Source organism: Flagellimonas aurea (assembly GCF_017313785.1).
Taxonomy (GTDB): Bacteria; Bacteroidota; Bacteroidia; order Flavobacteriales; family Flavobacteriaceae; genus Flagellimonas; species Flagellimonas aurea.
The window spans coordinates 65,890-89,274 of sequence record NZ_JAFLNL010000011.1 but is presented as its reverse complement, the minus strand read 5'-3'; the positions used below and the strand labels follow the sequence as shown (position 1 = coordinate 89,274).

Genomic DNA, 23,385 nt, shown 5'->3' with positions numbered 1-23,385 from the left:
ATCAGATACCCGATGCCCGCAACAAAATGAAGCAGAACAATCCCTGCGATTATGTAGATTATGGTATTGTCGTTCCTCATTTTAACTCAATTGTAGGGTATTCATCAAGCATGAATCAAAAGTAAACAAAGTGGAGTGTTTTTACTAAACGGGTGGCACTCAAAAGACACTTCAAAATCCTATATTTGCCTTGCTATTTGAGAAAGATGCGAAACATTCACCCCAAAACACTTCAAGACCTAGAGTTTCCAACCGTATTGACGCAGATTGCTGCACGATGCAATACGGAGCTGGGAAAGGAAAAGGCATTGTCCATTCAACCATACCGCCACAAAGATGAGTTGATGGATGTTTTGGGACAGACTTCGGAGTATCTGGCTTCGTTTTCCAACGATAACCGTATTCCCAATCACGGTTTCGACCACATCAATAGTGAGCTGGGACTGCTCAAAATTGACAACAGCACTTTGGAAATTAGCGGTTTTCGCAAAATTGGCAGCATTTGCAAGACTGTTGCCATTCACCATAAATTCTTCAAAAAGTTTAAGGAATATTATCCGTTACTTTTTAATAAAGTGGATGCTTTGGAGCTACATCCTGAAATTCCCGATGCCATTGATGATGTGATCGATAAGTTTGGGGAAATCAAGGATTCCGCTTCGGATGAACTTCGGTACATCAGGAGTCAAATCAACGAAGTACGTAGCAAGATAAACCAGAGCTTTAGTGCTGCATTGGGGCGTTATCAATCGTCTGATTTTTTGGATGAAATCCGTGAATCCGTAGTTGAAAACCGTCGGGTTTTGGCCGTTAAGGCCATGCACCGCAAAAAAGTGAAGGGCACCGTGATGGGCACATCCAAGACTGGAAGTATCGTTTACATTGTGCCGGAAGCTACGCTGGCCTACACCAGAGAGTTGAGCAATCTGGAATTTGACGAGAAAGAAGAGGTACAACGTATTTTGAACAAGTTGACGGACCAAATCCGTCCTTACTTGGAAGTAATGAAGGCGTATCAAACGTATTTGGCCGAAACCGATATTACGGCGGCAAAGGCACGGTATGCCAACGAGATGAACGGTCTATTGCCGGAAATCAATGAGGAGCGCAAGATGTACCTTCGCGATGCCTTTCACCCACTACTCTATTTATCCAACAAGCGAAAGAACGAAAAGACGTGGCCACAGACCATAAAACTGCATAGGGAGAACCGAATTATTGTGATTTCGGGACCCAATGCAGGGGGTAAAAGTATCACGTTGAAGACAATAGGCTTGCTTCAAATAATGCTTCAAAGCGGTATGTTGATTCCTGTGCACGAGCGCAGTTCGGTTTGCTTTTTTGATAAGATTTTGACGGACATTGGAGATAATCAATCCATTGAAAATCATTTAAGTACATATAGTTATCGGTTAAAGAACATGAACCACTTTCTTAAAAAGTGCAACGACAAAACATTGTTCTTGATCGATGAATTTGGAACGGGAAGCGACCCCGAATTGGGAGGTGCCCTGGCCGAAGCTTTCTTGGAAGTGTTCTACGAGCGTGAGGCTTATGGGGTCATCACAACGCACTATGCCAATTTGAAGGCTTTGGCCAATGAATTGCCACATGCTACCAACGCCAACATGCTGTTCAATTCCAAAACGCTGGAACCCACCTTTCAATTGGTATTGGGCGAAGCGGGAAGTTCCTTTACGTTTGAGGTGGCCCAAAAGAACGGCATCCCCTACTCCTTGATCAATAAGGCCAAGAAAAAGATTGAACGTGGAAAGGTCCGTTTTGACGCCACAATTGCCAAGCTGCAAAAAGAGCGCAGCAAAATGGTGGAGACCGGCTCCAAACTTAAGGAAGAAGAAAACAAGGCCCGTGAGGAAAATGAACGTTTGGAACAACTGAATTCCAAGATCAAATCCAAACTGGAGAGCTACCAAGAAATGTACGACCACAACCAGCGTATGATCCAATTGGGCAACAAGGTGAATACCGCTGCGGAAAAATACTTCATGGACAAGAAAAAGCGTCCTTTGATCTCCGAGATGCTGCGTATTGTGGAAACCGAGAACAGCAAACGCAAAAAGACCACTGTCAAAAAGGCCAAGGCCAAACAGGAAGAGAAGAAACAGGTGGCCGAAGAGCTGGAGCAGAAAATCAAAAAGGTACGGGTCGAGAAGAAAATCCAAAAGAAAAAGGAAATCCAGGCCGAAAAGAACAAACCCAGACCTGTTTTTAAAATCGGTGACCGTGTCCGTTTGATGGATGGTAAGGCCGTAGGCAGCATCGATACACTGGAAAAAGGCAAAGCGGTGGTCAACTACGGGATGTTCACAACAAATGTGAGCGTGGACCAATTGGAATTGGTGGAAGCCAAAAAGTAATCCGGTTGTCATTTCGAAATGAGGAGGGCACCGACGATTGAGAAATTCCTTTGCCAACTTTAGATTTCTCACATGCTTTCGAAATGACACGCTGCCATCATTTTTAGTGTTGATAACTCCTAATAAGTCAGTGGGTTAGCCTATTTTTTCTGAAGAAGTTTTCTGCGAAATTTAGTATTTATGCTGAAAAGGGGTTCAATGGATATCGCTAAAAGTCAGTGAAATAATATCTAGCTTAATCGTTGGCATTAATTTAAAATAACATGAAAGAAAGAATTGTTTCAAATATGGAAATTGCGGAACTCTCAAATAGGCAAGAAAGTCATTTCTATGATAATAAAGCGTTTGTAATAAAGGGTGGTAAAATTCAGAAAATCGCAGTTGCTTTCGCTAATGCTGACGGTGGAGAATTTATCATTGGAATTCGAGACAAGAAAGAAGAAGTTGATTTTTTAAAGGGTTGGCAGGGAATTGAAAATATCGAATCTTTCAACTTTGTGTTTCAAAACTTAACACAACTCTCACCGACTATTCCACATAACTATAAATTCCTAAAGGATGAAAAAGGAAGATTTGCGCTGAGAATTACCATTGAAAAAAGTGAATCTGTACATAAAACAGCCAATAATACGGTTTATGTGCGAAAAATCAGCCCAGTCTCTTCCTTTAAAAGACCTCGCTAAAATCCAAGCATTATCTTATATCTTATGCGAAAGGGGAATCATCATATGAAGACTCAATAGTTAATTCTGCGACTGCAGAAGACATTTTTGAATCAAAAGAAATTGTGAGTTTTCTTGCAGACTATTCTCCACAATCGGATTCAATTGACTTTACTGTTAATCAAAATTTAGTCGACAGAAAATCATATGACCCTCGTACTGCTGAGATTTTATTATTTAGTGATAACCCCATTCCTTTGCTTCCAAAAAGATGTGGTATTAAAATCAACAGGTATGAAACATCGGGAGAAATTCTGGAAAGAACACACCTAAAAGATCAGTATTCAGTCGAAGGATGCTTAAATGAACAAATCAAAAATGCATCTAGAATAATCACTGAAATGATGGAGGCTGTACAGGTAATGGGTCCTAAAGGGTTAGAAAAGGTGAAATACCCACCTGAAACTATTTGGGAAATTTTGGTGAACGCTTTTATTCACAGGGATTACTCAATTTCAGACGATATTCAAGTTTTGGTTTTCAATAACAGGATTGAGATTAAAAGCCCTGGAAAACTACCTGGATATGTTACAATTGATAATATTCTTGATGCACGATTTTCCCGAAATTCAAAGTTAGTTCGCGTATTGAACAAATATAAAAACCCAGCTAACAAGGATATGGGAGAAGGTTTGAACACAGCTTTTCAAAGAATGGAGGAGTTTCGGCTTGAACCACCAAAAATAGTTGAAGACGGAAATTACATTAAGGTAATTATTGCTCATACTTCATTGGCCTCCCCAGAAGAAAGGATAATGGAATATTTAGAAGTGAATGAAAAAATCAAGAATAGACAGGCAAGGGAAATTACTGGTATAAAGTCTGAGAATGTTATGAAAAGGCATTTCTACGACTTAAGAGATAAGGATCTAATAGAACCAGTAATGAGCAAAACTGGCAATAAAATAGTGGCTTGGAAAAAGAAAAAATAATACCAACAAACCCTCCCCATTTTACACATATCACAAAATCCCTCCGAGCGTTCAGTTCATTTTTTCCTATCTTGTTTAGCAATTAGAAACTAAACATCGTATAACGAAAAAATGAAAAAAACAACCAATTCCCAAAGCAGAAGAAATTTTGTTAAAAACACTGCGCTGGCGTCCAGTATTTTTATTGTGCCCCGCCATGTGCTGGGCGGTCCGGGCTTTTTGGCCCCCAGCGACCGTTTGAACATCGCTGCCATTGGTGCCGGTGGCAAAGGAGCTAGCGATATTGCCAACGCCTCCGTTAATGGGCGTGAAAATGTAGTGGCCCTTTGTGATGTCGATTTTTCCGGGTCGGCCAAGAGGTCGGTAGAGCGTTTTCCCAAGGCAAAGCTCTTTAGCGATTATCGCGAGATGCTCGATACCATGAAGGATATCGATGCGGTTACCATCAGTACGCCCGACCACGTTCACGGTCCGGCTGCAGCTTATGCCATGCAACGTGGCAAGCATGTGTATGTACAAAAACCGATGACGCACAATATCCGAGAGGCACGTATGCTCACTCAAATGGCCCGTGATAAAAAAATAGTGACCCAAATGGGTAACCAAGGAGCGTCCAACCCGTTATTGGGCATGGTGCAAAAATGGGTGGATTCCGGAGCATTGGGCAGAATCACAAAAGTCGAAATTTGGACCAACCGTCCTGTTTGGCCACAAGGTAATGCAATGCCAGAACCGGACCCCTCCAGCAAACCGAACGATTTGAACTGGGACCTATGGTTAGGCCCAGCCCCCATGAAACCGTATACACCGAACCTGCATCCGTTCAACTGGAGAGGTTGGTGGGATTATGGAACCGGAGCTTTGGGCGATGTAGGATGCCACTTGATAGACATTCCTTACCGAACCCTGAAACTTAAGTATCCAACCGCGGCCGAATGTAGCGTAGGTACCGTATTCTCCCAAATGTGGAACCCTGATTACCATCCGGAAGGCTGTCCACCATCATCCTTTATTACATTGAACTACGAAGCTACCGACAAGACCGGGGCTCCGTTGACCATGACTTGGAGCGATGGCGGAATCCGACCTTCGCACCCAGAGATCATACCTGCGGATAGCGATATCGGAGGGCCAGGAAGTCAAAATGGGGTATTGATCCATGGAGAGCATGGAGTTATCTCAACAAATATTAATGACAGCTCACCTTTGACTCCGAAATTATACATGAGCAATGGTGTCACTGAATTTGGACCAGAGGTAGAGGAAATGCCAGAGCCTGAATACGGTCACCAACGTAAATGGGTAGATGCCTGTAAAGCCGGTTTCGGAAGTACCGAACACCTAGACCTTACATCTTCCTTTGACTATGCCGGACCTATGACGGAAACCGTACTCATGGGCAACTTGGCGATACGCAGTTATATGTTGCGCAAGGAAAATGCCGAGGGCAATATGGAATTTTATGGCCGTAAAAAATTGCTTTGGGACGGCGACAACATGGAAATCACCAATTTTGATGATGCCAACCAGTTTGTTACCCGTACCTACCGTGAAGGTTGGGAAATGCAAGATGTATAAACCAAATACACAATTATTAAAAAGGCCGCCAACACGCGGCCTTTTTTAGTTTATCATCCCAAAGACAAGTCATCCAGAAAGTTGACTAATAGATTATTTTGAATTGGCCCAAAAATCCCTGAACTTATAGGAGCTCACTTTTTATAGTTAAAACATCAAATACCATGTTACATGAATCAGTTTTTGAATGAATGGGGAGAAGCCGCCTATACAAGTCTTGGCTTTTTTTGGATGGCATTATGGGCATTTGCATTGGGTTATCTGATAAGCTCGATGATCCAAGTCTTCGTCACGGAAAAAAGAATGCAGAACATGATGGGCGACAAAGGAAGGAAAAGCGTACTGCTGGGAACCTTTTTTGGGTTTATCAGCAGTTCCTGTAGTTTTTCTGCGCTCGCCACCTCCAAATCATTGTTTAAAAAAGGGGCCAGCTTTGTTTCTTCCATTGCATTTTTACTGGCATCCACAAACCTGGTCATCGAACTGGGAATCATAATATCCATCTTTTTGGGGTGGCAGTTCGTAGTCGGTGAATATGTCGGTGGAGTATTATTGATTTTGTTCAGTTGGCTCCTGATACGCATCATCAATCCAAAAAAAATGATTGAGAACGCGCGGAAACGACTCGATGAATCCAATGAAGACCATGCGGATAAAAAATCCTTGTCTGAAAAAATCAAATCACATGAAAATTGGGCCAAAGTGGGCAAACAATATGGTATGGAATGGAAAATGGTCTGGAAAGATGTCACCGTAGGTTTCACCATCGCAGGAATTGTTGCCGCTTTTGTTCCCGATTCCTTTTTTCAGACACTCTTTATCAATACGGGAGAAGGTCAACAATCCTTTGGTTTTTTTACACTATTGGAACATGTAATCGTTGGTCCCGTTGCTGCATTTTTAACGTTTATCGGGTCCATGGGCAACATACCCCTAGCCGCGCTGTTGTATGGCAAAGGCGTGAGCTTTGCAGGTGTCATGGCCTTTATTTTTAGTGATTTGGTCGTTTTTCCTGTGTTGCGTATCAACGCGAAATATTACGGATGGAAAATGTCGCTCTTTATCTTATTTCTGTTGTTTACCTCCTTGATTGCCACATCACTGTTGCTCCATTATGGATTTGATTTATTCAGTTTGATTCCACAGGGAACGGATAAGGGCATCACGGAAAAAAAGCATTTCTCTATTGATTATACCTTTTTCTTGAATTTGGCTTTTGTGGCACTGTCCGGATTGATGGTCTACTTTGGTTTTTATAAATGGAAAAGTGTGAAACACCACAAGGAAATGGCTCCAAAAAGTCCGTTGATGGAAAAAACATTGAAATGGATAGCAATGGTTTGCTATGTATGGTTGGCCGTTGGGATTGTTTTGAAGTTTTCCGTTTAATGTCGGAAAGAAACCATCTTCTTATCTTTATCAATCAAAGACAAAATTCAACCTCATGAAACCAACCCGACCTACCATCTTATTTGCTCTGATGCTGATTTCATCTTCTTGCGCATTAAAGCCAATTTCAAGTGAACACGCCCTATTGAGAATGGAAAAAGAGGATATTTCTTCGGAAAGCTTGGGCAATGGAAGAGTTTTGATTTACAATGATGCAAATATTCTTCACACGGGTGACAACACCGCTAGACTCAACATCGTACTAGATGATAAAAATCTGGGGCAATTAAAAGCCAAGGACTTTGTCATAATACAACTCGAAAATGGCAATCATGTTTTTAATATCAGGCATCTTGACGTGGTAAATATGCGGAGTACTCATAAAGTTGTTATAACAGACACGGTACAAATAATAAGGGTGAAACCTACAATCACTTCAAACAAACTAGAAATAACCAATGAATTTCCAAATAATTGGGATAAGTATGGTTTTATGTCAACCAACAACTAAAACGAACAGTTCCAAAACCAAAATAGATTCCGCAACTTACTTCGACTACGTCCAGTATCCAAGTGGAATGACAAAAACCGTATTAGGGTCATTTCGACATGAGGAGCAAAGCGACAATTGAGAAATCTAGAAAATAGATGTCTCGACTGCGCTCGACATGACATGGTATCAATTTGTGCAATCAACTATGTCGATATCATTCCTGCGAGAACAGGAATCCAAAACCACAATGGATTCCGCAACTTACTTCGACTACGCTCAGTATCCGAGTGGAATGACAAAAACCGTATCATGGCCATTTCGATATGAGGAGCCAAGCGACGATTAAGAAACCCAAACATGAGAGATTTCTCACACTCGAAGAGCTTGGTTCGAAATGACAAAAAACAATGTCATGATCATTTCGATAAGGGGAACGAAGTGAGGATTGAGAAATCAAAAAAATAACTGTCTCGACTGCGCTCTACATGACTCATCACGCAAAAGGTCATTTTGACATGAGGAGCAAAGCGACAATTGAGAAATCTAGATTTCTCACACTCCTTCCTGTCGGTTCGAAATGACAAAAAATGACCTACCCCATGAATTTCCACATTCGCGGGAATAAAATAACAGCCGGCATCAAATGGTTGAACCCCACTTGAGCGGCCGACTGTCAGCACTATTTAATTACAACTAATTGGTGAAAGTGTAATCTGAAGAATAAAATTATTCGTCACTTCAAAACATTTTTGACTGCTCAGATATCCGTAAGACCTTGGACTGCCCAATGCCCTCCAAACAAAAGCATCCTGAAACTGGAATTCTACTTCCACATCGTGCGCTCCGTCGGGTGGGCTTTTTACGGAACGTTGTCCATTGTTTACCGTATGGTAGCCGCCAATAACCGTGTTGTTTGTACCAGCGGTCTTATAAACAAACCTGTAACGAACATCGAAAATTGAATTATTGTCTACATCAACACTGGCGTGGTCATACCTAAATGTTTGGCAACTTTCCACCCGATAATCTGTGGTGTACCCCATTTTGGCCAGCGTATTGTCCTTTAAGTACCGGATAGTATAGGCAATGGGCACTCCTGGATTTTCTCTACTGTACACTGCATTCTCTCCTGTAATTACACTGTTCAAGGAACCATAGCCCGATTCAATATCCGCTAAATTGATGGCTTCGGAGGCTGCTTCCGCATTTCCGCCAATGGTAACGACCGTTATATTGGACGTTTTCAAGATTTCATCGTAGTCAGAATTTACCGTTCCTACACCGCTCACTCCACCGGCATATTCCAATACTGCATCCAACTCAATCGACGTATTTGTATTGGTAGTTTCCATACGCACCATAATTATACGCCCGTACGAAACGGAACTTACATAGGCTGGCGGCGTATCGGAATCGATGGCAGACGCAACATCGGCTTGGGTAACCGAGGTATCAAAAACACTGCCCGGAGAGCTTGGGGTGTCCATAGTTACGGTATAGAAAACTTGTTTAAACACTACCCCGGCGTATCGCTTCTCCGTTGAGCTTTCATAATCAAATTGGGAGGCCAATGATCCCGTGGCCCATTCCACATTCAGGCCAACATCCAAACTAAATTGTTTGGAAGAGTATGAGGTAGAAGCTTGATAAGAAGAATTGGAAGCGTTCACATAACCCTCTTGGTAGGCATTGGCGTTCCACCACTCCAAAGCATCATCAATACTTGACTGTACCGAAGAATTTGTGGGATTATCCACCACAATATTCCCTTGCGATCCAATTCCCGGTAAATCCAGTCTTAGAGTCACTGGTGCACGACCTAATGTCAAAGGGTCTGGAGCACCATCCAACATTCCTTGGTTTCCAACGACCAAAGCTCCAGGGAATACGATGCCATTGGTCGGACGCAATATGGCCACGTCATCAAAATTGGACTCTAAACTGTAATCCTGTGTCCTACACTCAAAACTCTCTCCCAATGTGGGACCGGTATTGGTTGTATTATCATTGGTTACGGTGCGCTCCGTGGCGCCTCCTCCGGTATACTGTAAATTTAATAGTTCATCAGGATTGTAAGACAATTTTTCTACGTAGGCGTTTATGGCCTCGAGGTCATCATCTTCCCCTCCTCCATTCTCGCCACCGTTTTCGCCACCCTGATCAATTGGCGGGTCCGTTCCTTCATCCTTGCTGCACGAAACAGCGAGGCATAATGTCATGGACCATATCAATAGGGTCCATAAGTTGATTTTTTTAAGAATTGATTTCATAACTATTTGGCTTTATGGGTTCAACACTGTCGAAATTAGACCTCAAACCCCCACCAACCTATTTACTGACATGGACAAAGTATGGACACGCAAAGACACAAAGTGAGTTGAAGAGCATGGACAGTGATAGTACAGGAGATGTTCAAAATGAATTTATATATTTGATAGTCAATATTTTATATTTTTAACAATAAAATAAAACCCATCTTAAACCATGGACAATGAATGGACAAGAGGGGTTACGACCAGGTATTGGATGGTTACGGCGCTCTGGATTATTTACTACTTTAGAAAGTATAAAAGCATAACCTCGTGAAACACTTCATCATTATTTTAAGCTTACTTAACTGTTTTTGGCAAACCATCAACGCACAAGGCCGGGAAAAAGAATTGGATAGTTTGATAAATCATGCTGAGCAACTTCCGGAAAGCATTGAAAAAGCCAAAGTACTTTCCCGAATACATGAAAGGATGATGTTCTCGGACCCCGATATGGCCAGAAATTATGCCCAGCAGGCGTTTCAACTTTCAAAAAAACTGGACTACAAAAAAGGTGTTGGCAACGGGTATCTTCAATTCGGGAATTATTTTTCCAACCGAACCGAGAACGACTCGGCTACCTATTACTACAATCTATCCTTGGAGAAATTCAAGGAAATTGAGTCCATCAGAGGGCAAATTTTCGCCAACCATTCCCTGGCCGGAATTGAACGTGAAAAAGGAAATTACGATAAGGCCATTGAAATTACCCAAAGAAACATTGGTCTATATAATGATGAGAACCGGGATACTACGGATTTAAAAGAATTCAACTTGATTGGAGCAGAATATGAGGTTTTGGGAAGCGTATACATGGACAAAGGCAATTATACCTTGGCGTTAAATGAAACCTTGAATGCGTTACGTTTTTTTGAAGAGGTTGATGACAGGGTACGAAAGGGAGATGCCCTGCTTCAATTAGGACAGATTGAATACAAACTTGGAAATTTTGACTCATCCCTTACCTACGAAGAGGAGGCCTTTACCATTTATCGGGATGAAGGCGATAAGGTTTATCAATCCTATGCAGCGAACTATTCCGGGTTGGCCGCCGAAGCGCTCGGAAATATGCAAAAAGCGGAGGAATATCAAAGAGCTTCCATAGCATTGGCGAGAGAAATGGGGGTAAAATCGGCCCTGTCCACCGCTTTGCGGGATTTGGGAAGAATCTATGCTAAAAAAGGGCTGTTGAATGATGCGAGGGCATTGCTGCAAGAGTCGTATCAAGAGGCTGAGAGCACAGGAATAAAATTGGACATGGCCTCCGCACTTAAAGAGCTTGCACAAGTCGATTTCAAATCCAAAGAATTTGCCGAGGCCCTAAAAAAAATGGACCGCGTAATTGAGATGGCCGAAAGCATTGGCGCTACATCCATCCTAGGGGAGTCTTACAAGGAACGTAGCGAGATTTATGAAAGCTTGGGTAAATACACCAATGCCATGGCGGACCTAAAAACGTACCAAATTATCAACGATAGTATTTTCAACAGTAAAAAGTCCCAACAAATTGAAGAGCTGAAAACCATCTACGAAACAGAGAAAAAAGAAGCTGAAATTGCCCTACAAGAAGAGGAAATCAACACCTTAAACGCCAAAGCCAAAGTTGACAAGCTTACGAAAGGCCTTTACGCTGGGGGCATGGCCTCTGCCCTAGCCCTTTCTGGGCTGTTGGTGTTTGGTTACCGCCAAAAAATGAAGAAAAACAAAGCGGAGCGCGAAAAGCAAGAGGAAATCTACAAACAGGAAATAGCCCATAAAAAGAAGGAACTCGCCAGCCAAACCTTACACTTGGTTCAAAAAAACACTTTTATCCAAGAGTTGATGGAGAACTTGGAGAACATTAAAAACTCCCCGGAAAAATTTAAAATGGAGTTTAGGCGCATCGTAATGCTCCTTAAAAAGGAAAATGCCTCCGATAAGGATTGGGAAGTGTTTAAAACCTACTTTGCCGAAGTACATAACGACTTTGACCAAAAACTCAAGACATTTTACCCGGATATCACAGAAAAGGAAATTCGCTTGGCCGCGTTCTTACGTATGAACCTTACCACAAAGGAAATCGCCGCCACCCTCAATGTGTTGCCCGATAGCATTTTGAAATCCAAATATAGATTAAAAAAGAAGTTGGGATTGGAAAAGGATACCGATTTGACCACTTTCCTAAATACGTTATAAAGTCAGTGGTTTATGCTGGTTGTTGCTATGTAAAAGTGCCTGCAAACCATTGCATTGAACTTTTGTTTTTCAAAGATATTTCCACGAACTTGGTAGCTTATAAAATAGACCACTTGAAAACAACCAACTTTATCCTGCCCTTTCTCTTCATATGTTTGATGGGCTGTCAGACAGAAAAGAAAGAGAACGCCACAGAAACCCCGACCAAAACCGAAAATTATTCCTCCAACGACTATCAAGACCTAGTGGCCTTGTTCAAGGAATGGAGAACCTTCGAAAATCCTCCACTGTTGGATGGAGCTCCCGATTACACTGCAGCAACCTTTGAGAAACGCTGGCCAAGGTTCAAGGAACTGCAATCAAAACTACAAGCTATCGACACCACCAATTGGTCGGTGGAAAACCAAGTGGATTGGATGATCGTGTGGGCCGAGATGAACGGCTACGACTTCAACCAGCGCGTTTTACAGCCTTGGGTCCGTGACCCAGCCTATTACAAAGTGGTCTGGACCGCCAAAAGCGATGTGCCCGCCCACGAAGGACCTACCAATCATGGGACTACGGAACTCTGGACCTATAATTTTCCTTTATCCACAGAGGAACGTTCCAAGCTTCTGTCCGATTTAAAAGTGATTGCCCCGTTCTACACGCAAGCCAAGCAAAACTTGACAGGGAACGCTCGTGAGTTATGGGTCACAGGAATCCGTGACATCAAAAACCAGAGCGAAGTGCTTACCGAGTTAAAAGAAAACGATGCCGTTGCCAACGATGCCGAATTGGTCGCCGTTATCGATGAGGCCATTGCCTCCACCGACGACCTTGTTAGTTGGTTGGAGACCGAATCCGAGTCAAAAACCGGCCCGTCGGGCATTGGCAAGGACAATTACACTTGGTATATGCAAAATGTACACCTCGTACCATTGACTTGGGAAGATGAGGTGATAATCCTAAAACGGGAGCTTGCCCGTGCATGGACCTCCTTAAAATTGGTGGAGCACAATAACAGGAACCTGCCGGAACTGGTGGATGCCTACTCCCCGGAAGCCTATGATAAAATGGCCGATGCATCAGCTAAAAGCTTGATAAACTTTTTGGAGCAACAGGACATTGTTACCGTAAAACCCTATTTTGACCCTGCCCTACGGGAGCATTTAGGGGAATTTATCCCCAAGGAAAAACGTAATTTCTTCGCCATCGGGGAGCATTACGATGCCAGACCCCTCTACTCCCATTTTTACCATTGGTTTGAACTGGCGCGCATGGATTTGGAGCCCCATAAAAGTGAAATACGGAAAGGTCCGTTATTGTACAACATTTGGGATTCCCGGAACGAAGGGACCGCCACGGCTGTGGAAGAAATGTTTATGCAGGCCGGTCTGTACAACGATAGTCCACGGACCAAGGAAATCGTATACATAATGATCGCGCAGCGTGCGGCCAGAGGTTTGGGCTCATTGTACGCCCACGCCAATGAAATGACCATGGAAGAGGCCGGAGGCATCCACAGCGAATACACCCCGCGGGGTTGGATGAAGACCGAAAAGGAGCTGCTCATTTTTGAGCAACACCTCTATTTGCGCCAACCGGGGTATGGATCTAGCTATATTACCGGTAAATATTTGTTGGAAGCCGCCTTGGCCGATTATGTCCGACTGCAAGAACTGGAGGGCGAACCCTTTACCCCAAAGGACTTTTTTGATACGCTGAACAGCATTGGCAATATCCCTATCTCGTTGGGACATTGGCAAATGACGGGCTCCAATGAGCATTTAAAGATAATTACAGAGTAAACGCAGCATAAAACAAAAGGAAAGAGGGCCGTAAAAGCCCCCCCTTAACCTTTCACCCCTTTACCCATCACCCCCATCACCAATAATCCGCTCAATACACTCCCACAATTCCGGATGTGTACTTGGAATTTTTAAATGTTGCGTTTGAAGAAAAAGGCGAAGCTTATAAAAAGGAATTTGAACAAACCACTGTAGGCTTTGACGAGTCCTTGATATTGGAATGTTCTATATAAAATGATTCATTGTGAGAAATTAGACCATAATCTATTCCTCCACCTCCACCCACACCCACAGCTAGATTCCTTACTTTTAAGAAAACAAGCAACAAAGGAATGCAGTCGTGCTGTGGCATTGTTCTTCCCAAGGTCATTTCGACATGAGGAACAAAGTTCCGATTGAGAAATCCAGATTTCTCACACTCGCAGAGCTCGGTTCGAAATGACGGTATTAAAATTCGCACCATTCGTATCGACCCGTTAGCCTTTGATGGCAAAGCTGCGTATCTTTGTGAAAAAGAAATTGGCTTTCCACTTCTTAGGGAATGACTGCATTATGGAAAATAAAAAAATAATCTTGTTCGATGGTGTTTGCAATCTGTGCAACAGTTCCGTCCAGTTTGTGATCAAGCGGGACAAAAAGGATATATTCCGCTATGCCGCATTGCAAAGTGAAATCGGTCAGGAATTGGTGAACCAACGCCATATCGATACCAGTAAGGTGGATTCCATTATCCTTATTGAGCCAGGTGTGGCCTACTACACCAAATCGGATGCCGCTTTGGAAATAGCACAGGATTTAGGAGGCTTATGGAAACTTACTGCCGTTTTTACATGGATTCCCACATCAATAAGAAACAGCATTTACAATCTTGTGGCCAAAAACCGCTATAAATGGTTCGGAAAGCAGGATGCTTGTATGATTCCTACGCCCGAGTTAAAGGCCAAGTTTTTGGACTGACTCATCTAAACCCGACTTTCCCTAAGTCAATCGGCCCATTCACACCATTGTTGGTTTTAATTGGAATATGTGAATCATAGGTTTGGGTAAACAATTAAATATCCAACCCTTATGAAAAATACAGTCATCCTATTTTTGTTGGCTCCCTTGTTTTTAATTGCCAACGCAACGAAAACCCCTTCCAAAATCAAGGAGGTCACTGTCTACCAGAATGGGGCACAGATTACCCGAACAGCCTCTTGTCTGCTCCAAGAGGGTTCAAACGAAGTAATATTTACTGGACTGTCCCATAAAATTGATGAAAGTAGCATTCAAATCTCCGGTTTGGGTTCCGTTTCCATTTTATCCATTGCCTACAACATTAATTATCTTGAAAAATCCGAAAGCAATCCAAAAATCAAAGAATGGGAAAACCAAATTAAAGCATTGGAAGAAGAAATCTCGTTGTTAAAGAACACCATTGCTGGTCTGGAAGAGGAAGAAAAGGTAATTACCTCCAATCGAATCGTAAACGGTGATAGCCAAGTATTGGATTTAGAGCGTATGAAACAAATTGGTGCCTACTACCGGGAAAGGATCACGGAAATCAAAAACGAGATATTCAAGACCAATCTGAATATTAACACATACAATCTTGAAATCAATGATTTGCGACAACAATTGGCCGAAGCCAATAATGGCAGCCAAACTCCCCAAGGAGAAATCACCATCACTTTTGATGCGCCTATTACCACAACTTTGAATGCTACGCTATCCTACTTGGTAAAAGATGCGGGATGGGTACCCAATTACGACATTAAATCCTCTGGTTTGAATGCTCCTATTTCCTTGGCATATAAAGGCAATGTGTATCAAAATACGGGTCAGGATTGGAAGAACGTCAAAATTTCTCTCTCCACGGGAAATCCCCAGTATAACATTAGCAAACCCGCTATTGATGCACATTATTTGAACTTTGTAAGCGCGTATGATAAAAGAAAGGTTGCAACTACAAGTAAAAAGGGCTATGCTTTTAATCCTTATGTTAAAAAGGTCACAGGAACTGTTACGGACGAATCCGGTGCTCCCCTACCCGGTGTCAATATTGTGGTCAAAGGAACCTCTATGGGCACCTCTTCGGATTTTGACGGAAATTATACGTTGGAGGTACCTTCCGGGAAAGAATTGACCTATTCCTACATTGGGATGCACATGCAAGAATTGCCCATTTACTCCTCCATTATGAACGTGCGTATGGAAGAAGATGCGCAAAGATTGGAAGAAGTGGTTGTAACCGGATACGGCACGGCAGCAGTTGGTTCGGTTTCCCCTGAAAGAACCTTAAATGGTCGTGTAGCTGGCGTTTCCATCAGAGGTGCGTCATCCATTGACAGTACACCAGAACCCTTATACATTATTGATGGAGTTCCTATTGATAATTTTACCGAAGGTGATTTGGACGAGAACGAAATCCAGGACATTGAAGTCTTAAAAGGCACTAATGCCTCCTCCATTTATGGAAACCGGAGTGCCAATGGCGTTGTTGTGATAACCACCAAGAAAAGTCAAATGCAGGAAGGAGCAACCAAAACAGAATTCGCCATAAAAGAGCCGTACACTATTTTGGCAAATGGGGGTATAACCGCCATTGAGGTGAATACATTTAAAATGACGGCCACTTATGAATACTTTGCCGCTCCCGTTCTAAATGATAATGTTTATCTCACCGCAAGTTTCAAGGATTGGGAACAACATCAACTTTTACCGGGAGAAGCCAATATCTACTTTGAGGGAATCTATGCCGGTAAAACGGTTATAGACCCATATACCACGAAAAAAGAAATGATTCTATCCTTGGGCATTGAGCACAATATTTCCGTAACGAGGCAACAGGACCGAAATTTTAAAAGTAAACCGTTTGTTGGCAGCAACCGAATAGTAGATCGTACATATGTTTTGGAAGTTAAAAACAATAAAAACATCCCCATTAATCTGAAGCTGATGGACCGCATACCAAAATCCCAAAATAAAGAAATTAAAGTTGATGATCTTAGTACCAACAATGCCGAATACGACGTAAGCAAAGGCTTGTTAACGTGGAACATGACACTCGGGCCCAAATCCGTACAGAAAGAAAACTTCTCTTTTCAAGTGAAATTCCCAAAAGGAAGATATATCTCGCTTTAAAACAAAAACAAAAAAGACCTCTTTAAAAAGAGGTCTTTTTATTTACGATTCTTAAATCTATCTATTGTTTCTTTTGATAGTTGTCGTCCCAGTTCTTCACTTTCGGCTCGCCCAATTTACCTACTGATTTTGCAACAACCATTGAAACTGTCGCATCTCCCGAAACGTTGACCACGGTTCGGCACATATCCAATGGACGGTCCACTGCAAAAATCAAAGCAAGTCCAGCTTCTGGAATACCCGCTTGTGCCAATACGATCACCAACATTACCATTCCCGCACCGGGAACCGCAGCACTACCAATGGATGCCAGCGTAGCCGTTACAATAATTCCAAGTTGTGCGGAAAGGCTAAGCTCCATTCCAAATGCCTGTGCGATAAAAACAGCGGCAACAGCTTGGTACAAACTGGTTCCGTCCATATTAATGGTAGCACCTATGGGCAGTACAAAACTGGTAACCTCTTCCTCTACTCCCAAATGTTCTTCTACCCTTTCCATGGTCACGGGCAAGGTCGCCGCACTGGAACTCGTAGAAAATGCCAATAATTGTGCAGGAGACATTCCTTTCATAAAAAAGGCAGGGCTTCTTTTTGTAAAAACCCAAGCAATCAAGAGGTAAACACATAACATTAAGGCCAGACCAAGCACCACACAGAAGGAATACCAAGCCAACGCCTTGAACAAGTCCAAACTTGGCGATTCCACTACAAGTGCAGCCAACAAGGCAAACACACCGTATGGAGCGGCCAACATGATGATATCTATCAATTTGAGAATGACCTCATTAAAGCCATCAAAGAATTTTTTGACCGGTTTTGCGGTTTTTTCGGGAATCAAAATCAAACCTATTCCAAAGAAAATAGCGAAGAAAATGACCTGAAGCATGTTACCGTTATCGCTCGCGGCCTTAAAAATGTTGCTCGGCACCAAATCTTCCAACGCCTGCAAAGGCCCCGCTTCCTTCTGTTTATCAGCGGCAGTCTTTATATTATCGGCATCGCCTTTATAGTTTTCGACCAATTCATTCCGGGTATCTTCGGAAATGGAACTTCCCGGTTTAATCGTATTTACTACCAATAAACCTATCGTAACCGCAATAACCGTGGTGATAATATAAATGCCAATGGTCCTACCCCCCATTTGGGATAGCTTGGATATATCCTTTAAATCTGAAACGCCTTTGATCAGTGAAGCCAAAATCAAGGGTACAGCGATCAATTTTAGGGAGTTGATGAAAATGTTTCCAAAAGGCTTGATCCAATCGGAGACAATTTTGGGTCCCCATTCAAATTGAACCATCAATAGCGCGAACAAAACACCTGCGGCCATTCCAATTAGAATCTGCCAGTGTAATTCCAGTTTCTTCATAAAGAGTTAAGTTAGGGACGGAAAGATACTTTATTGAATGGAAACGTCCTAACCTCTACCTAGATTTTGTTGGTACGGGCCAAAAGCGAGTAATCCGCCAAAACCAATGCAGCCATGGCCTCCACGATGGGAACCGCTCTTGGGACAACACATGGATCGTGCCTCCCCTTGCCTTGAGTGGTCACTTTTTCACCCTCTTTGTTGATGGTTTCATAGGACTGCAACACCGTAGCCACTGGTTTAAACGCAACACTGAAATAAATATCCATACCATTGCTGATACCACCTTGGATGCCTCCACTTCTATTGGTTTTGGTGGTACCGTCCGTATTGAATGCATCATTGTGCTCACTACCCTTCATGGCCACTCCGGCAAAGCCGCTGCCGTACTCAAAACCTTTTACAGCGTTTATGGATAACATGGCCTCTCCCAATCGAGCATGCAACTTGTCAAAAACAGGCTCACCAAGACCAATTGGTACATTTTGGATGACGCAAGTGATAACGCCACCGATGGTATCGCCCTCTTTTTTAATGGATTTGATATAGTCCTCCATTTTTTTCGCCATCTCGGTATCGGGACAGCGAACGGCGTTGGATTCAATTTTGGAAAAGTCCAAATCTTGGTAGGGCTTGTCCAATTTCATCTCTCCAACTTGGGAGACAAAGGCGTTTATCTTGATTTCACTTAAAAATTGTTTGGCTATGGCCCCGGCCACTACCCTACTGGCCGTTTCACGGGCCGAGCTTCTTCCACCTCCACGGTAGTCACGAAAACCATATTTTTGATCATACACGTAATCCGCATGCGATGGACGATACGAATCTTTGATATGTGAGTAATCTTTTGACTTTTGATTGGTGTTGTGAATGGCAAAACCTATCGGCGTACCAGTGGTCTTACCCTCGAATATTCCAGAGTAAATTTCAACGGTATCGGGCTCTTTTCTTTGAGTGACAATAGCAGATTGTCCGGGTTTTCTTCTGTTCAATTCTTCTTGAATCTTATCCAAATCCAATGTAATTCCTGCAGGACACCCATCAATGATGCCCCCCAAAGCTTTTCCGTGAGATTCACCAAAAGTGGTGAGCTTAAAAAGTTGTCCAAAAGAATTTCCTGCCATTCGGTATAAAAATTATATCGCCATCAAAGGTAGATGTTACAAAGCTAATTCAAAAACAGGGGTTTGACTTAATGTTATTGTAACATAATTCATCTTAAGGTGATATTATTTTAACAATATCCTCATGAATTAATGATTTGGATTTGATTTCTATTTTATTCCTACCGTTTTATTTTGTACTAAACCCTATACAATTGAAAAAAAGGAAGATAGAATTGGCGGTTATCTCAGATGTTCACCTGGGAACCTATGGCTGCCATGCCGATGAACTCATAACATATCTCAATAGCATACAGCCGAAGAAGCTGATTTTGAACGGGGATATCATTGATATTTGGCAGTTTAGCAAACGTTATTTCCCTCCTTCCCACCTTAAGGTGCTCAGGAAGATCATAGGAATGGCATCCAAGGGTGTTGAAGTTTACTATATCACTGGTAATCATGATGAAATGCTCCGTAAGTTCAGTAACACTTCAATGGGTAATTTTAAGGTGATGGATAAGTTGGTACTCAATTTAGATGGCAAAAAAGCGTGGATTTTCCATGGGGATGTATTCGATGTTTCTATTCAAAATGCAAAATGGCTGGCCAAGTTGGGCGGCTATGGCTACGACCTTCTTATTTTGATCAATAGCTTCTTGAACTGGTGCTTGGCAAAAATGGGCCGCGAAAAATATTCCTTGTCAAAAAAAATCAAAAATAGCGTCAAGGGAGCCGTCAAATACATCAACAACTTTGAAAAAACCGCAGCAGATCTTGCTATAGAAAATGAGTATGATTATGTGGTGTGCGGCCATATCCATCAACCTAAAAAAGAAGTGTACGAGAATAAATATGGTAGTTGCACCTATCTAAATTCAGGAGATTGGGTGGAAAACTTGACCGCACTTGAATACTCTTTCAAACGATGGAAGATTTACCATTACAACCATGATAGGCTTTCCCCATTTTTTATGGATGAGGACCTCAAGGAAATGGACATGAACGACCTTATCGCTTCCATTACCGACAAGGAAGTGAATATTCAAGATGTCACGGAAGAACACCTGAGCGAAAAGAAAGAAGAGAATATAGAGACTGATTTCTTAGATGACAAGGGCCTGTCTCAAGATTGAAACGGGGTGTTGCGCCTCCCTTTTCGTCCCATCTTTTATTTGATGCCTACAACTGGTTCCATTCGCCGCGATCAACGTATCCTCTGAACTCTTCTTCACCGCAGGGAACAGTTTTAACCCGCCAACCTGCATACTGACCTCATAATGTTCCTTCTCGTACCCGAACGAACCCGCCATACCACAGCAGCCTGATGGGATGATGGTCACTTTGTAGTTTTTCGGTAGATTCAGGATATCAAACGTCACTTTTTGATTGCTCAGTGCTTTCTGATGGCAATGTCCATGAATTTTGATGGTCTTTTCCTCTTCGGTAAAGCTATCTGAAGAAATCTCTCCTGCCACAATCTCAGCAGCCAAAAATTCCTCGATCAAAAATGATTGTGAGGACAACTTTTTTAATTGTCCCTTATCATCGTGCAAACGCTGGTATTCGTCCCTAAAAGAAAGAATGGCCGAAGGCTCTAGCCCCACAATGGGTGTCCCGGCACCCAAAATATCCTTTAGGTTTTCCATATTCTTCTGCACCAACTTTTTGGCCTGTTTCAAAAATCCTTTGGATAAATAGGTCCTGCCACTTTCTCCATAGAACAGTTCCACATCGTAACCGAGCTTGCACAAAAGTTCGATGGCATCTTTACCAACTTGAATATCCAAATACTTAACGAACTCATCAATATAGAGAACAACAGGTCGTTTGGAAACTTCCTTTAGCTGGCCAAGGTTAGCTTTAAGATGCTCTTCAAAGTTGAAACGACCTACTTTGGGCAAATTTCTTTCAGGAGCCACGCCAACAGCCTTTTTGAGCATACCACCCATAACTTTGGACTCGTACATCCAGTTGGTTATACCCGAAACCTTACTACCCAAGGCGTTTAATTGGGTGTTGTGAGCGAATAATTTACTACGTAGCGAGTATCCGTTGGCTTCTTGATAGTTGTACAGGAATTCAGCTTTTAAAGCCGAAACATCCACGTTACTGGGGCATTCGCTGGCACAGGCCTTACAGCTCAAACAAAGGTCGAATGCAGATTTGAGCTCCTCATGGTCGAACCTATTGGTTTTGTCCGAGTTCGTTAAAAATTCCCGTAACGCGTTGGCCCTGGCCCGAGTAGTGTCTTTCTCATCTTTGGTAGCTTGGTAACTTGGGCACATACCCCCGTTCATATGGTGACTTTTTCTACAGTCACCACTACCATTACATTTTTCAGCGGCTTTTAAAATTCCTTCACTATCGGAGAAGTCCATTACGGTCTTCACTTCGGGTTCCTTCCTATCGATTTCATAACGAAGTGATTCGTCCATAGGATAGGCGTCCACGATTTTCCCAGGATTTAGAATCGAGTTAGGGTCAAAAAGGGCCTTTACTCTTTTCAGTAGCTCATAATTCGCCTCTCCTATCATTAATGGAATAAATTCTGCACGAACAATTCCATCCCCGTGTTCCCCGCTAAAACTACCGTTATATTTTTTAGTCAATTTGGCCACATCTGTGGTAATACTTCGGAAAAGCACTACATCCTCGGATTTCTTAAGATTCAATATAGGCCTTAAATGGAGTTCACCTGCACCGGCGTGGGCATAGTAAACCGCATCTTGGTTGTAGCCTTTCATAATTAAAGAGAATTCCGCTATAAAATCTTTCAGGTCTTCCAGCGCCACGGCGGTATCCTCTATACAAGCCACCGCTTTTTTATCTCCGACCATATTACCCAAAAGACCAAGGCCTGCTTTACGCAGTTCTATGGCCTTGTTTATGTCGTCTCCATATAAAATTGGATTGGCGTAGCTTAAACCAGACTTTTCTATAGTTTTTAACAGTGACCTCAATCGTTTTTCAAGGTCTTCCTCGGTATCCGCTTTAACCTCCAGCATCAAAATTCCGGCGGGGTCACCTTCCACAAAAAAACGGTTGGCCAGTTGCGCCCTATTGTTCTTGGTGCAATCCAATATTACCTTGTCCATCATCTCGCACAAATGCAGATTGTGCTGCATTACAGGGGCCACATCGGTCAAACAATCTTCTAAGGTCATGTAATGGGTTGCCACCATTGCCGCAAACTGGGGCGGCAAATCATCTAGTTGCAGAGTTATCTCGGTAGTAAATGCCAACGTTCCTTCGCTTCCGGACAACAACTTGCACAGATTAAAATCGGCTGTATTCTCTCCAAAAACATTGTTATGCAACAATTCATCTACTGCGTAGCCTGTATTTCTTCTGTGAATGCTAGGTTTTGGGAACTCCTCTTTAATGTTGTTCTGTATGTCTGGATTGGAAAGTTCTTCGTAAAGTTTTCTATAGATTGTTGCTTCCAAGGAGCTTCCTTCCTTCTTCTTTTCAAATTCTTCTTTGGAAATATCCGAGAAAAATGCGTCACTGCCATCGGACAAAACGCATTGCATGGAGATAATCTTGTCCCTAGTGACCCCATATTGAATAGAAGTTGTCCCGGATGAATTATTTCCTACCATTCCACCGATCATACAACGGTTGGATGTGGAGGTATTGGGGCCAAAAAAGAGACCAAATGGTTTTAAATACTGATTGAGTTCATCGCGGACCACCCCAGGCTGAACGGTAACCTGCTTTTTATCCTTGTCCAAACTGACAATTTTGGTAAAATAACGACTGACATCCACCACAATCCCTTCACCAACACATTGTCCTGCCAAAGAAGTTCCAGCGGTTCGAGGTATTAACCCAACTTTATTTTTGCCGGCAAAACCCAACAAAATCTTAAGGTCTTCTGTATGTTTTGGATATGCAACTGCTATTGGCAATTTACGATATACAGAAGCATCCGTGGCATAAATCGCTTTGCTCAAATCGTCGAACAACAACTCACCTTTCAGATGTGCAGAAAGGTCTTTTAACAAATTTTTATTCAATT

15 protein-coding genes are annotated in these 23,385 nt (G+C 42.5%); 11 read left to right on the top strand and 4 right to left on the bottom strand.

Features of this window, described 5'->3' with window-relative positions; genetic code table 11:
* The first annotated feature begins 206 nt into the window (after positions 1-206).
* From J0656_RS16795 to J0656_RS16770, 6 genes are all read left to right on the top strand, one after another.
* Positions 207-2,378 carry an endonuclease MutS2 gene (locus J0656_RS16795; protein ID WP_207036005.1) on the top strand — a complete coding sequence of 724 codons (2,172 nt, stop codon included), beginning with the start codon at positions 207-209 and terminating at the stop codon, positions 2,376-2,378.
* A gap of 263 nt (positions 2,379-2,641) precedes the next feature.
* Complete coding sequence (locus tag J0656_RS16790; RefSeq protein ID WP_207036003.1) at positions 2,642-3,061, top strand: AlbA family DNA-binding domain-containing protein; 420 nt, start codon at positions 2,642-2,644, stop codon at positions 3,059-3,061.
* A gap of 104 nt (positions 3,062-3,165) precedes the next feature.
* A complete protein-coding gene (locus J0656_RS16785) occupies positions 3,166-4,032 on the top strand; it encodes an ATP-binding protein (protein ID WP_207036001.1) in 867 nt (288 codons plus the stop codon).
* Between the two features lie 111 nt (positions 4,033-4,143).
* Positions 4,144-5,610, top strand: coding sequence for a Gfo/Idh/MocA family protein (locus J0656_RS16780; RefSeq protein ID WP_207035999.1), 1,467 nt, complete (start codon positions 4,144-4,146; stop codon positions 5,608-5,610).
* 171 nt (positions 5,611-5,781) lie between these two features.
* Positions 5,782-6,999, top strand: a complete 1,218-nt coding sequence (locus tag J0656_RS16775) for a permease (protein ID WP_207035996.1) — start codon at positions 5,782-5,784, stop codon at positions 6,997-6,999.
* A gap of 55 nt (positions 7,000-7,054) precedes the next feature.
* The gene (locus J0656_RS16770) at positions 7,055-7,510 is read left to right on the top strand and encodes a hypothetical protein (protein ID WP_207035994.1); all 456 of its coding nucleotides are present in this window, start codon (positions 7,055-7,057) and stop codon (positions 7,508-7,510) included.
* 665 nt (positions 7,511-8,175) lie between these two features.
* Here the strand turns inward: J0656_RS16770 and J0656_RS16765 are convergent.
* On the bottom strand, positions 8,176-9,762 hold the full coding sequence (locus J0656_RS16765) for a thiol-activated cytolysin family protein (protein ID WP_207035992.1): 1,587 nt from the start codon (positions 9,760-9,762) through the stop codon (positions 8,176-8,178).
* 312 nt (positions 9,763-10,074) lie between these two features.
* Here J0656_RS16765 and J0656_RS16760 point away from each other — a divergent pair, with 312 nt between their 5' ends.
* From J0656_RS16760 to J0656_RS16745, 4 genes are all read left to right on the top strand, one after another.
* On the top strand, positions 10,075-11,976 hold the full coding sequence (locus J0656_RS16760; RefSeq protein WP_207035990.1) for a tetratricopeptide repeat protein: 1,902 nt from the start codon (positions 10,075-10,077) through the stop codon (positions 11,974-11,976).
* Positions 11,977-12,089: 113 nt separating this feature from the next.
* A complete protein-coding gene (locus tag J0656_RS16755; protein ID WP_207035988.1) occupies positions 12,090-13,766 on the top strand; it encodes a hypothetical protein in 1,677 nt (558 codons plus the stop codon).
* Positions 13,767-14,318: 552 nt separating this feature from the next.
* A complete protein-coding gene (locus tag J0656_RS16750; RefSeq protein WP_207035985.1) occupies positions 14,319-14,723 on the top strand; it encodes a thiol-disulfide oxidoreductase DCC family protein in 405 nt (134 codons plus the stop codon).
* 111 nt (positions 14,724-14,834) lie between these two features.
* Complete coding sequence (locus J0656_RS16745; protein WP_207035983.1) at positions 14,835-16,889, top strand: DUF4139 domain-containing protein; 2,055 nt, start codon at positions 14,835-14,837, stop codon at positions 16,887-16,889.
* A 61-nt stretch (positions 16,890-16,950) separates the two neighbouring features.
* On the opposite strand, the gene J0656_RS16740 is transcribed toward J0656_RS16745, so the two are convergent.
* Together J0656_RS16740 and aroC are read right to left on the bottom strand one after the other, a co-directional pair.
* Entirely contained in the window at positions 16,951-18,258 is a 1,308-nt protein-coding gene (locus tag J0656_RS16740; RefSeq protein WP_207035981.1) for a dicarboxylate/amino acid:cation symporter, read from the bottom strand.
* A 59-nt stretch (positions 18,259-18,317) separates the two neighbouring features.
* Positions 18,318-19,382 (bottom strand): chorismate synthase, encoded by a 1,065-nt coding sequence (aroC, locus tag J0656_RS16735; protein ID WP_207035979.1) that lies wholly within the window; start codon positions 19,380-19,382, stop codon positions 18,318-18,320.
* A gap of 194 nt (positions 19,383-19,576) precedes the next feature.
* On the opposite strand from aroC, the gene J0656_RS16730 reads away from it, so the two are divergent.
* Positions 19,577-20,497, top strand: coding sequence for a UDP-2,3-diacylglucosamine diphosphatase (locus J0656_RS16730; protein WP_207035976.1), 921 nt, complete (start codon positions 19,577-19,579; stop codon positions 20,495-20,497).
* On the opposite strand, the gene J0656_RS16725 is transcribed toward J0656_RS16730, so the two are convergent.
* Positions 20,468-23,383, bottom strand: coding sequence for an FAD-binding and (Fe-S)-binding domain-containing protein (locus tag J0656_RS16725; RefSeq protein ID WP_207035974.1), 2,916 nt, complete (start codon positions 23,381-23,383; stop codon positions 20,468-20,470). The genes J0656_RS16730 and J0656_RS16725 overlap by 30 nt on opposite strands.
* Positions 23,384-23,385: the final 2 nt, after the last annotated feature.

Coding starts and splice junctions, on each gene's coding strand:
- J0656_RS16795 (WP_207036005.1), top strand. CDS start 207: ATGCGAAACATTCACCCCAAAACACTTCAAGACCTAGAGTTTCCAACC.
- J0656_RS16790 (WP_207036003.1), top strand. CDS start 2,642: ATGAAAGAAAGAATTGTTTCAAATATGGAAATTGCGGAACTCTCAAAT.
- J0656_RS16780 (WP_207035999.1), top strand. CDS start 4,144: ATGAAAAAAACAACCAATTCCCAAAGCAGAAGAAATTTTGTTAAAAAC.
- J0656_RS16775 (WP_207035996.1), top strand. CDS start 5,782: ATGAATCAGTTTTTGAATGAATGGGGAGAAGCCGCCTATACAAGTCTT.
- J0656_RS16770 (WP_207035994.1), top strand. CDS start 7,055: ATGAAACCAACCCGACCTACCATCTTATTTGCTCTGATGCTGATTTCA.
- J0656_RS16765 (WP_207035992.1), bottom strand. CDS start 9,762: ATGAAATCAATTCTTAAAAAAATCAACTTATGGACCCTATTGATATGG.
- J0656_RS16750 (WP_207035985.1), top strand. CDS start 14,319: ATGGAAAATAAAAAAATAATCTTGTTCGATGGTGTTTGCAATCTGTGC.
- J0656_RS16745 (WP_207035983.1), top strand. CDS start 14,835: ATGAAAAATACAGTCATCCTATTTTTGTTGGCTCCCTTGTTTTTAATT.
- J0656_RS16740 (WP_207035981.1), bottom strand. CDS start 18,258: ATGAAGAAACTGGAATTACACTGGCAGATTCTAATTGGAATGGCCGCA.
- aroC (WP_207035979.1), bottom strand. CDS start 19,382: ATGGCAGGAAATTCTTTTGGACAACTTTTTAAGCTCACCACTTTTGGT.